At 46.7% G+C, this 8,517-nt stretch carries 7 protein-coding genes; all 7 read right to left on the bottom strand.

Annotated features, from left to right (window positions below; all coding sequences use genetic code 11):
- Window positions 1–1,392 (bottom strand): tetratricopeptide repeat protein (locus RIE73_RS31180; RefSeq protein ID WP_446404859.1); only part of this gene is annotated, 1,392 nt, incomplete at its 3' end.
- Window positions 1,393–2,058: 666 nt separating this feature from the next.
- Window positions 2,059–2,958, bottom strand: coding sequence for a DUF4384 domain-containing protein (locus RIE73_RS31175; protein WP_446404858.1), 900 nt, complete (start codon window positions 2,956–2,958; stop codon window positions 2,059–2,061).
- A gap of 651 nt (window positions 2,959–3,609) precedes the next feature.
- Complete coding sequence (locus RIE73_RS31170; RefSeq protein ID WP_446404857.1) at window positions 3,610–4,029, bottom strand: PIN domain-containing protein; 420 nt, start codon at window positions 4,027–4,029, stop codon at window positions 3,610–3,612.
- Window positions 4,026–4,259, bottom strand: a complete 234-nt coding sequence (locus tag RIE73_RS31165; RefSeq protein WP_044208174.1) for a hypothetical protein — start codon at window positions 4,257–4,259, stop codon at window positions 4,026–4,028. The genes RIE73_RS31170 and RIE73_RS31165 overlap by 4 nt, the downstream gene beginning before the upstream one ends.
- A 442-nt stretch (window positions 4,260–4,701) precedes the next feature.
- Window positions 4,702–5,334 (bottom strand): cytochrome c oxidase subunit 3, encoded by a 633-nt coding sequence (locus RIE73_RS31160; protein ID WP_446404856.1) that lies wholly within the window; start codon window positions 5,332–5,334, stop codon window positions 4,702–4,704.
- Window positions 5,335–5,406: 72 nt separating this feature from the next.
- The gene (gene ctaD, locus RIE73_RS31155) at window positions 5,407–7,092 is read right to left on the bottom strand and encodes a cytochrome c oxidase subunit I (RefSeq protein WP_446404855.1); all 1,686 of its coding nucleotides are present in this window, start codon (window positions 7,090–7,092) and stop codon (window positions 5,407–5,409) included.
- A 66-nt stretch (window positions 7,093–7,158) separates the two neighbouring features.
- Window positions 7,159–8,172, bottom strand: a complete 1,014-nt coding sequence (locus tag RIE73_RS31150; RefSeq protein ID WP_446404854.1) for a cytochrome c oxidase subunit II — start codon at window positions 8,170–8,172, stop codon at window positions 7,159–7,161.
- Window positions 8,173–8,517 lie beyond the last annotated feature (345 nt).

The following is an 8,517-nucleotide window of genomic DNA, read 5'->3' as shown; positions in this document are numbered from 1 at the left end:
AACAAACAGGCGCTGATTCATTGCTAAAGCTTGCTGATAAAAAGATTCTGCTTTGGCTAGTCTTCCCTGTGATTGATAAAGATAAGCTAAATTATTCAGACTTGTAACTATATCAGGATGGTCATTAGCAAACAGGTGCTGTCTCATTGTGAAGGCTTGCTGTAACAGGGGTTCAGCTTCGGCTAGTCTTCCCTGAGATTGGTAAAGATAAGCTAAATTATGCAGACTTTGTGCCACATTTGGATGGTCATCAGCAAACAAGCACTGTGTTATTACCAGGGCTTGCTTTAACAAGGTTTCTGCTTCGGCTAATTTTCCTTGGGATTTGTAGAGTAAAGCTAAATTATTTAAACTTTGTGCCACATCAGGATGGTCATCAGTAAACAGGCGCTGCCACATTGCTAGGGCTTGCTGATATAAAGGTTCCGTTTCCGCTAATTTTCCTTGAGCATGGTAAATATAAGCTAAATTATTCAAACTTTGTGCCACATTAGGATGGTCATCAGCAAATAATCGCTGATTCATTGCCAGAGCTTGCTGAAACAAGGGTTCGGCTTCCGCTATTCTTCCCTGAGCATTGTAGATATAAGCTAACTTATCTAAACTTTGTGCCACATGAGGATGATCATCAGCAAATAATCGCTGTCTCATTGCCAAGGCTTGCTGGGACAAGGATTCTGCTTCTACGAATTTCCCTTGAACATTGTAAATAGAAGCTAAATTATTCAGACTCGTGGCAACATTGGGATGATCACTGAAAAACAGGCGCTTATTTATTGCCAGGGCTTGTTGTAAAAAAGGTTCTGCTGCTATAAATTTTCCCTGAGATATGTAGAGTCCGGCTAAATTATTCAGACTGCAAGCAACATCAGGATGGTCATCAGCAAACAGGCGCTGTCTCATTGCTAGGGCTTTTTGATATAAGGATTCCGCTTCCGCTAATTTCCCCTGAGCATTGCAGATATAAGCTAGATTATTCAGGCTTGTAGCTACTTTGGGATGATCATTAACAAACAGACGCTGATTCATTGTCAAGGCTTGTTTTAACAAGGGTTCAGCTTCTGCTAGTTTTCCCTGAGATTTGTAGAGTCCGGCTAAATTATTCAGACTGCAAGCAACATCAGGATGGTCATCAAGAAACAGGCGCTGTCTCATGGCTAAAGCTTTTTGATATAAGGATTCCGCTTCCGCTAATTTTCCCTGAGCATTGTAGAGATAAGCTAAATTATTCAGACTTAATGCGACATCAGGATGGTCATTTTCCCAAAGTTGTTGGGCTAATGCCAATCGAGCTTCAGCTAGACTCACTGCTTGAGTATACTGACCTTGATTATAGAGTTGGAAAACTTGCTGATTTAGTTGTCTACAGCGTAATATCTGCTTGAGTCTCACGAATCTTATTACTAATGTTCGCAATCTATTCAAAACTCTCATTATCTACTCCTTTTAATGATGTGATTGATTCTTCTAGTTTCCCAATTTAAATTTCCGTAGTTGTCGAGTGTGTTAGTGAAGGGCAACGTATCCTTAAGGGCTTTGGTGGGTTACGGCGGATTGTTCCGTTTAGGGTTATTTGCCATCGTGTTGTTCCCGCCTAACCCACCCTACCGAGACTATCGAGACTTTCTTGCCATTGGGACAATTTAGCAGTGTTTGAATTAGATTCAAATAGCCTTGAATTCGTTGTTTGTCCATGGTTAATAATTGTGTAGGGGCGCAAGGCTTGCGCCCTGTTTTCCGATGTGTTAGTGAAGGGTAACGTATCCCTTAAAGGCTTTGGTGGGTTACGGCGGATTGTTCCATTTCCGGTTATGTGCCATAGTTTTATTCCCGCCTAATCCACGATGGCGGCGTGGCACAGCTAAAATTGCGGCATAGATTTGACGGTTTGATGGGCGCACGCCATGCGCCCCTACAATGCTAATTCACACCTTTACCCAACACGATTAGCCTCAAAATCTCACCCGCGAGACTCGGAGACTCGCCAATGACGCTCTGAGCCTCGCCAACGACGCTTTTAGCCTCACCGATACAATTCCTCAACCCCTTCAACCTCAATTACACCGTCACCTGATACGCCATCCGCCACAGTTGAGAGTCGCGGTCATCCTTTAAATAGTCCAATAACCCCGTTAAATGCCCTTCCTGCAATTGTAATAATGGTTCACCCGGTTCCAGTAGCCAGTCTAACTCGGGTAAATTCCGGGTAATGACTGCTACAATTTCCTCCCAACCTGTTGAACCCGTTAACTTAAAATACCGATGACGAGAACTGGCTAAGGGTAACGTTATTCTTCCTCCTGAATGTCGCCATTCTGGTGCAAATCCAGAGGGACATAAACACCAGAGTTTCCCCGATGTGCCTTTTTCCAATAGGAGTAAATAGCCCGCCTGTTCCAGATTAATGTCTAAGCGGATTTTACTTTTTAACGGAATCGATATGGGGGCGGTTGCGTCAATTTCCGCCTCTCCCATCTCTAACCCTAACGGCAGTTTCGGATTTAATGAGACAGGCTGCAATTTATCATTGAGCAAAATCGGCTGCATTTTATTGGTTGGCTTGGCTTGTCCCCAAAGTTCCCGCCAAAGTTGCTCACAGGTGAGGGGAATGATACGGCGCTGTTTGACCCATTCTGGATACAACTCCTCGCGCAAATAGCGCTTGGCTATTTTCCACTTCCCCTTGGTGCTTCCCTGGTAATCACAGCCTTGGGCTTCAAACTTGTCACAAATGGCGATTAAATGGTCGCGGAGAATGATTGCTGGATTTGACCCATCACTGGTTCCTTCTAGTAATTCAGCCTCTAGATAAAAGGCGATATCTTTATTCGTTGCATTACTATTTTTATCCTGGAAGCGTGCGAGAAATACATCCCAGGTTTTGCCAGATAAGCCGAGGCGAGTGGCGATGGCTTTGAGGAATTCGTCCTCATGGATGTCATATTTGGGTAGGTTCATGATTGTCACCGATTCTGTGGCTTTACCCCGATTATAAATAGGTAAAATTGACCTGGAAACCCCGGTTCTACTTCGATCTACATTCTTCTATTTCCGGAACGGTTAACATGTATTGCATTTAATTTGGGGAGGAGTAGCAAGCAAGATGCTCACACTACCAGGATCGGGCATTTCTTGACATTAAAGGTTAAGTTCTGAACAGCTTACCCCTCACCCCCAGCCCCTCTCCCACAGCGGGGAGAGGGGAGCCATGGCGCGTCTGGAAGCAGGGGGAAAAGACATTAAATTTAAAGCTTATCCGAGCAGTATTGGGGGGAATGTACAGACGTGCTATGGCGTGTCTGGAAGCAGGGGGAGAAGACATTAAATTTAGAGTTTATTCGAGCAGTATTGAGGGCGCAAGAGAGTCCGGTTCCCCTTCTCCCTCGATGGGAGAAGGGGTTAGGGGATGAGGGTGTAGCACTGAAGCATCCGCCACAATAATCATTTTAACCTTTAACTCCTATTAATTCTCATGAGAGGTAGGGTGGAAAATGGATATAATTTCGGATAAATAAAGTCGTTCAATTATCATAATTTGCCCACCCGACAAGGATAGAGACGTGACCGTGGAACGTCTTAACCTATCCTCGTAGTGCGGTAACCCTCTTTTTACTTCTCTCTAAAATGCTCTAATAACTGGCTCACGGTGAATATGGATACTGCCGTTGTTTGAAAATCCTGGGGATTGCGGGTGACAATCGCATCTACCTGCTGGGCAACAGCACAGGCTATTTGAACAGCATCCTCAAAGTCTACTAAGCCGGAATTGAGAGCCGTATTCAAAACTGTATAATCCACAGGGCAGACACTCAAAAGCGTTAACGTTTGAGTCAAGATTTGCCTGGTTTGTTCAAGATTTTGTGTCTGCCGTTTACAGATGTAAAAAATATCCGTTGCACTGGATGCACTAATTAAACCTTCTATGCATTCGGCAGCAATTGCCTCAAAAACTTCACTAGCCAACTGAAAAAATGGCTCCCGTTCCAGAAAGAAATCGAGAATAATGTTTGTATCCAGCAGAACTCTCACTTGAGGTACTTCTCCACTAAGCGGTCTTCTCGCATCAACTCAATATCTGTATCGGTTAGGACTGGCTGACCCGGTTTTTTCAGACAACCTCGTAGCTGATTAACAAGGGTACGACGTTCCGATTTTGATGGGTGTCTAACTTTCAACGCTTGAACTAAGGTTTCCAGCAGAACGAATTGTTCTTCAACAGATAATTGGTAAATAGCTCGCTGTAGCTCTGGTAAGGTCATAGCTGTGATTCAAGAACGTTTGTTCAAGGGATAAGGCAACGGGCAATAGAGAATACACAATTTAAATGGATATTAGTAGAGACGTAACCTGCTACGCCTCTACCATCACTTACAGGACTGACGCAGCACCACCATAAGTTGGTCAAGGTGCGTTACGCTACGCTAACACACCCTACTGGCGTGACACAGCTAAAATGGTGGGATAGATTTTGGCGATTTTCTGGGCGCACGCCATGCGCCCCTACAATTCTAATCCACCAAATAAGGTGTGCCACGCCACTACTGGACTGACACAGCTAAAATAGGACTTTGTTTGTAGTGAGAACTTTAGTTCTCTAACGCCTAGCTGGAGTTGGCTCAAGCCCTCACTACGTACCCAATCTATTGCACCATTTTAGTCGAGTCACGCCACGACAAATCAAGGCTTTGCGTAAGTCCTAACTTAAAACAGCGTCAAAATGTACAGCAGGGTAAACAGAATAATCCAGATGATATCGACAAAATGCCAATAAATTTCTGCCATTTCAATGCCAACGTGCTTGGTTTCACCGTAATGTCCGGGACGACGGGAACGCCACAAGACACCGAGAATGAGTAAAACCCCAACGGTGACGTGCAAGCCGTGGAATCCGGTCATTAGATAAAAGCAGTTAGCAAACACATTCGTGGTCAGACCATACCCCAATGTGAGATACTCATACACCTGACCGCCTAAGAAAATGACGCCCATAATCGCGGTAATGATATACCATAACCGCATCCCGGAGACGTTATTCTTTTTAATCGCCACATCTCCGTTATGGATAACAAAACTACTTGACACCAGAATAATTGTGTTAATTGCTGGAACTAAGAGTTCCACTTCTGTGCCTTCGGGGGGCCACGTTGCGGATACCCCTCGGTAGATTAAATACGAGGCAAACATCCCACCAAACATCAGGGATTCAGAGGCGAGAAAGACGATTAGCCCCAAAACCCGATAATCGGGATGTTCCTCGTGTTCCGCCACCGCCCCTTCAGCCGAGGCTTCTGGGGTAGAGGAGACTTGATATTCGTCAATTGTTGAACCTTGCATACTATTTTCCTAACTATCGCCATCTACACGTAGAGACGTAGCATGCTACGTCTCTACAGTCATAAATTAACCTTACTTCGCTTCTACAGCAGGTTCACCCGATGTCGGCGCACTGGGATTGAGACCTTTACCATTGCGACCATTCATGCCATAAGCATAAGGACCATGGGTTAATACGGGTAGGACTTCCCAATTTTCGATTTCAGGTGGCGAACTGGTTGTCCATTCTAGGCTCAAGGCATCCCAGGGATTATCACCCACCTTCGGACCTGCAATCCAACTCCAGATCAAATTAACCGCGAAGGGAACCACCGAGAACCCTAATAGAATTGCACCGAAGGTACAAAGCTGATTAATTGCCGTGAATTGGGGGTCATACATGGCAACCCGTCGGGGCATTCCTTGTAAACCCAATTCATGCATCGGTAAAAAGGTAAGATTCGCCCCAATAAAGGTGAGAACAAAGTGAACTCGCCCCCAGGTTTCGTTGTACATCCGACCCGTAATTTTGGGGAACCAGTGATACATTCCGGCATAAAGACCAAACACGGAACCGCCAAAGAGAACATAGTGGAAGTGCGCCACGATGTAATAGGTATCGTGAACGTGAATATCAAAGGGTGCGGTTCCCAGAGTGACGCCACTGAGTCCACCCAAGACAAACATACCTAATAAACCGATCGCAAACAGCATTGGCGAGGTGTAGCGGATTTTTCCCTGCCAGAGTGTCGCCACCCAGCTAAAGATTTTCACCCCCGTCGGCACAGCCACAATCAGCGTGGAGATGGTAAAGAACATCCGCATCCAAGGGGGAGTGCCACTGGTAAACATGTGGTGTACCCAAACGAATAGACCGACGATACAGATGGCTAGGGATGAATAGGCGATCGCCTTATAGCCAAAAATCGGTTTCCGGGCGTGAACTGGAACCACTTCTGACATAATCCCGAAAATCGGCAGAATCATCAGATACACCGCCGGGTGGGAATAGAACCAGAACAGGTGCTGATACACCACCACATTCCCCCCAGCATCGGGGCGGAAGAAGCTGGTGCCGAAGTTGATATCAAATAACAGCAGGGTTAATCCCGCCGCTAACACGGGCGTGGAAAACAGGGCTAATATCGATGTGGCTAAAATCGCCCAACAGAACAACGGCATCTGATCCCAGCGCATACTGGGAACGCGCATTTTGAAGATGGTGATGATAAAGTTCACCGACCCCAAAATTGAGGAGGTTCCCACTAAGATAATGCTGAGAATCCACATCGATTGAGCGGTATTGGCAGTAATCAGGCTCAAAGGTGGGTAGGATGTCCACCCCGATTGAGCGCCGCCGAAAAAGAAACTGCCTAACAGCAGCGCCCCCGCTGGAGGAACCAGCCAAAAGGCGATCGCATTCAGTTTCGGGAATGCCATATCTCTGGCACCAATCATCAACGGGATCAGGTAGTTGCCAAACCCCCCAATTGCCGCCGGAACGACCCAGAAAAAGATCATGATCGTGCCGTGATTGGTCAGAAAAGCATTATAAAGATTGGGATCAAGTAAATCGGCATCAGGGGTATACAGTTCGGCTCGCATGGCGACTGCCATTAATCCCCCGATCAAATAAAACACGAACGAGGTAACTAGGTATTGAATGCCAATGACCTTATGGTCAACATTAAACGTGAAATAGTCATACCACTTCCATGCCGTGGGATGGGAACTGTGGGAAGTGGCTGGAGATTGAGGTGCAGTTTCGGTTTGGGTCATCAGAATTTCTTGTGACAACTAAAGCAGCCTGTCCAGATGGACAACTGGAGTGTGATCGGCTTCTGTTTAGGATTCATGCATTGAGTGTAACTGGGTTAACGTTTTTTCATCAACGCCCAGCTTCGTCGTGTAGGGTTCCAGGAACTCGGACTCGGATAAATCAGCCGGGTTCACTGCAACGGTTTGATTCGGGTTTTGCTGCTGGGCAACTTGATTTTCCTTGAACCAAGCCTCATACTCCTCTTGGGTATGAACAATAAGCTGTGTCCGCATCGCACCGTGGTAACCCCCACAGAGTTCAGCGCAAACTATAGGATAGGTTCCAGGTTTTGTGGCAACAAACCGCAGTTCCGTTTCTTGACCGGGAATGGCGTCTTGTTTGAGGCGGAACTGAGGCACCCAGAAGGAGTGAATCACATCTTGGGCGGAGATATTCAGTTGCACGTCTTTGCCAACGGGAACATGTAATTCGCCAGCAACAACGCCACTATCGGCATAGTTAAAGATCCAAGCAAACTGTAAACCCGTGACATTCACCACCAAGTCAGCCGCTTGTCCTTGCCGTTTAGGTGCTGCACCAAAGCCGTATTTAGCCCCCTTGGGTGCGGCTTCATCGGACTCCATCCCCTCCGCATCAGCCACTAAGGGCGCCGCGATCGCACTTCCGGGCATACTCGCCATTTGCGCGGGGGTATCGGCTTTAACCAAGTTCGGTTCAAAACCACCCATGTCTCGATAAACTTCGACGCTGTAGATCCCTAGTCCAATCACGATAATGGCAGGAATGGCTGTCCAAAAGGCTTCTAAGGGCAAATTACCGATGATGGGTTCAGCATCCGTGTCATCCCCCTCACGTCGCCGAAATCGAATCATGGCAATCACAATCGCCCCTTCGACGACCAAAAACAGGGCGGTGCCGATCGTCATCATCACGTTAAAAAAGTCATCGACTAACGGCGCTTGTTCTGATGCCTGTTCTGGCATCAAGCCGTGGTTTTGACCAACCCACAAACTGACCAGGGTGATAACGACACCAGCGGTCAGCGTGATAATAGTAGTTGGTACTTTTTCTTTTTCCATAGCGTATCTCCTTGGCAGCAGCAGATCTCCACTCAGGTTGGGTGAAGTCGCTGCCTGATTCTAGCTTGACTAGATAGATCCTAATTCACATTTCTTTATAGCGCTTGTTTGGAGAAGGGATTCCGGTGCAGGAGTGCAGGGGTGCAGGGGTGCGGGGGTGTAGGGGTGTAGGGGTGTAGGGGTGTAGGGGTGTAGGGGTGTAGGGGTGCGAAAATTCTGGAAGAGAAATGTTTAGATGTAGGGGCGGGTTTAGGGACAATTGTAGGGGCGGGTTTAGGGACAATTGTAGGGGCGGGTTTAGGGACAATTGTAGGGGCGGGTTTAGGGACAATTGTAGGGGCGGGT

This window comes from Coleofasciculus sp. C1-SOL-03 (assembly GCF_040220555.1).
In the GTDB taxonomy this organism is placed as follows: Bacteria; Cyanobacteriota; Cyanobacteriia; order Cyanobacteriales; family Coleofasciculaceae; genus Coleofasciculus.
The sequence above is the reverse complement of the archived record's forward strand: the minus strand, read 5'-3'. Positions and strand labels throughout refer to the sequence as shown.